The 3,341-nt window shown below is 59.4% G+C and carries 3 protein-coding genes; 2 read left to right on the plus strand and 1 reads right to left on the minus strand.

All coding sequences use genetic code 11. From position 1 onward, the window contains the following. Nucleotides 1–313: 313 nt before the first annotated feature. On the minus strand, nt 314–1,447 hold the full coding sequence (locus AAAB16_RS05245; protein WP_340662394.1) for an alkane 1-monooxygenase: 1,134 nt from the start codon (nt 1,445–1,447) through the stop codon (nt 314–316). 194 nt (nt 1,448–1,641) lie between these two features. Between AAAB16_RS05245 and AAAB16_RS05250 the strand changes: the two genes are divergently transcribed. Together AAAB16_RS05250 and AAAB16_RS05255 are read left to right on the plus strand one after the other, a co-directional pair. Continuing rightward, nucleotides 1,642–2,301 (plus strand): GntR family transcriptional regulator, encoded by a 660-nt coding sequence (locus tag AAAB16_RS05250; RefSeq protein WP_340662395.1) that lies wholly within the window; start codon nt 1,642–1,644, stop codon nt 2,299–2,301. A 26-nt stretch (nt 2,302–2,327) separates the two neighbouring features. Then, nucleotides 2,328–3,341: AAA family ATPase (locus AAAB16_RS05255; protein ID WP_340662396.1), on the plus strand; the 1,014-nt coding region annotated here is incomplete at its 3' end.

The raw sequence follows: 3,341 nt of genomic DNA on the forward strand, positions 1-3,341 counted from the left end.
ATTCGGGAGCCCACAAGCAGACGAGGGGAGTTAAGGCTTACGCAATCAGTTCCCTCTCCCGCTTGCGGGAGAGGGTTAGGGAGAGGGGCTCTTGGTTTTAGATCTGCGTTGGCCTTTGCCCTCACCCCCGGCCCCTCTGCCCTAGCCGGGCGCCCACAAGCAGGCGAGGGGAGTTAAGGCTTACGCGGTCAGTTCCCTCTCCCGCTTGCGGGAGAGGGTTAGGGTGAGGGGCTCTTGGTTTTAGATCTGCGTTGCCCCCGGCCCTCACCCCCGGCCCCTCTCCCGCGAGCGGGGAGCAGAGCCGTTGAGTTTGTCAGGCCATCTGCGATTCACTCAACTGATGCTCTTCCCCTGCGTAGTAAGAGCGCACCCGCGGGTCCATCACTCTGCGCCATAGCGGCGGAAACAAGGCCAACACAATCATCCCGGCATAGCCATTGGGCAACTGCGGGCTGTCGTCGAAGTGGCGCAGCACTTGGTAGCGCCGCTTGGCGTAGGCGTGGTGGTCGGAGTGACGTTGCAGGTGGAAGAGGAACAGGTTGGTCAGCAGAAAGTTGCTGTTCCAGGAGTGGCTGGGGTTGGTGCGTTCATAACGACCGTTGTCCTGTTTACGCCGATGCAGGCCGTAGTGCTCCACGTAGTTGACGATCTCCAGCAGGGTCAGTGCCACGAACGATTGGCCGAGGAAAAACAGCGCGCCCATCCAACCAAACGCCAGGCTAAAACCGAGCAGAAAACCGGCGCTGATGACGTACCACCAGATCAACTCGTTACGCCAATGCAGCTGCGGCAAACCGCGACGTTGCAGGCGTTCTTTTTCCAGCGCCCAGGCGTTGAGAAAGTTGTGTTTATACGCATGCGGCAAAAACGCGTACAGGCTCTGCCCATAGCGCGACGATGAGGCATCTTCCGGCGTGGACACATGCACATGGTGCCCACGCACATGCTCAACCTTAAAGCCGGCATAGCACACCGCGGCCAGTAACAGGCCGCCAGCGTTCTGCTCCAGCTGCGGGTCTTTATGGATAAATTCATGGGCCACGGTAATGCCAATGGCGCCGGTTACCGTGCCCACCGACAGAATCCAGCCCAAGCGCCCAACCCAACTCCAGGCCTCGTAATGCACAAAGGCCCAGCCGGCCCATACCAGCATGCCCAGCAAAAACGGCACCGTGGCCAAGCTAAGCAGGCGGTAGTAGCCCTGTTTATCCATTTTGGGCACATCGGCGGTTTCGTCGGGGTTGGCCGGGTCGCGGCCGACAATGGCGTCCAGAATCGGGATCACGCCAAAGACAATGGTCACCACCAAAAAGGCCCAGGCATCGGCATGCTCGCTGCCCACGGACCAGTAAAAACTCATGGGCACGCCCAGCACCGGAATCAACCAGATCCAGTAGCCAGCTTTTTTCAGGGCGATCATCCAAGAGGAGGGCAGGTAAGCAAACATGGTGAGCTCCGTTGTTATGGGGGAGGGGGAGTCGACCGTCGAAATTGTAGGACAATCCGTTTGCCAAAAAGCCGTTGCCGACCCAACCTTTTGGACGGCAAGCCGCTTGGCCGTAACCTTGGCGGGGTAACACCCTGTGTTACACTCGCGCCCCGCGCAACACCGCTCGATAGCCACCATTTCGAAGGAAAATCATGACGTTCAAGGCACCTGACAGCCTCGCCGAGCAGATCGCCCATCACTTGGCCGAGCGCATTATTCGTGGCGAGTTGAAAGAACGTGAGCGCATTCAAGAGCAGAAGGTCACCCTGGCCCTGAATGTCAGCCGCGGTTCGGTGCGCGAGGCGCTGCTGATTCTTGAGCGCCGCCACCTGATCACCATCCTGCCGCGCCGGGGTGCCCACGTGAGTGAGCTCACCCCGCATAACGTCAAAAGCCTCTATGCCTTGGTCATCGAGCTGTACATCCTGCTGGGTTACGCCGTGGCCGAACGCTGGAAAAGCACTGAAGACCTGCAGCCATTTGTGCAGATTCAGCAACGCTTGAGCGAGAACGCCGAGGCCGGCGACATCGACAGTTTTGTGCAGAGCAGCTTTGATGTAATGCGCGCCGCGTTCCCGTTTGCCAACAACCCGTTTTTGCAGGAAACCCTGGAAAACCTGTTGCCGGCCATGAGCCGCACCTACCACCTGGCTCTGGAAAAACGTAAAACCGAGATGAGCCAGTTCCTCAACGCTTTTGCCGGCCTACTACAAGCGGTGATCGCCCGTGACCCGGCACAAGTGCGGGAAACCCTCACCGCTTACAGCAAGCACAATTGCCAAATGGTGCTGGCCGCCATGGCTGAGCGCTAACCCTACGTGGCTAAGGACGGCGTTCTATGCGGCTAAAGTGCATCAAGCTGGCGGGGTTTAAATCCTTCGTCGACCCCACGACCGTCAACTTCCCCAGCAATATGGCGGCGGTGGTCGGGCCCAATGGCTGCGGCAAGTCCAACATCATCGACGCCGTGCGTTGGGTGATGGGCGAAAGCTCGGCGAAAAACCTGCGTGGCGAGTCGATGACCGACGTCATCTTTAACGGCTCCAACACCCGCAAGCCGGTGACCCAGGCCAGCATCGAGCTGATCTTCGACAATAGCGACAGCACCCTGGTCGGCGAATACGCCGGCTACGCGGAAATTTCCATCCGCCGCCGGGTAACCCGCGACAGCCAGAACACCTACTTTCTGAACGGCACCAAATGCCGCCGTCGCGACATTACCGATATCTTCCTCGGCACCGGCCTGGGGCCACGCAGCTACTCGATTATCGAGCAGGGCATGATCAGCAAACTGATCGAAGCCAAGCCCGAAGACCTGCGTAACTTTATCGAAGAAGCCGCTGGCATCTCCAAGTACAAAGAGCGCCGCCGCGAGACGGAAAACCGCATTCGCCGCACCCACGAAAACCTTGCGCGCCTGACCGACCTGCGTGAAGAGCTTGAACGCCAACTCGACCGCCTGCATCGCCAGGCGCAATCGGCCGAGAAGTACCAGGAATACAAAGCCGAAGAGCGTCAGCTCAAGGCGCAGTTGTCGGCGTTGAAGTGGCAGGCACTCAACGAGCAAGTGGCCCAGCGTGAAACCGTGATTGGCAACCAGGAAATCGGCTTTGAGGCCTTGGTCGCCGAGCAGCGCAACGCCGACGCCAGCATTGAGCGTTTTCGCGACGGCCACCACGAACTGTCCGAACGCTTTAACCAAGTGCAGGGCCGCTTTTATTCCGTGGGCGGCGATATCGCCCGCGTCGAGCAAAGCATTCAGCACGGCCAACAGCGCATTCGTCAGTTGCAGGACGACCTTAACGAAGCCGAGCGCGCGCGCCTGGAAACCGAATCGCACCTGGGCCATGAC

The sequence above is a fragment of the Pseudomonas sp. genome (assembly GCF_037994325.1).
Lineage (GTDB): Bacteria > Pseudomonadota > Gammaproteobacteria > Pseudomonadales > Pseudomonadaceae > Aquipseudomonas.

Bases quoted from the DNA above. Each gene is read 5' to 3' on its own strand.
- AAAB16_RS05250 (WP_340662395.1), top strand. From the start codon at position 1,642: ATGACGTTCAAGGCACCTGACAGCCTCGCCGAGCAGATCGCCCATCAC.
- AAAB16_RS05245 (WP_340662394.1), bottom strand. From the start codon at position 1,447: ATGTTTGCTTACCTGCCCTCCTCTTGGATGATCGCCCTGAAAAAAGCT.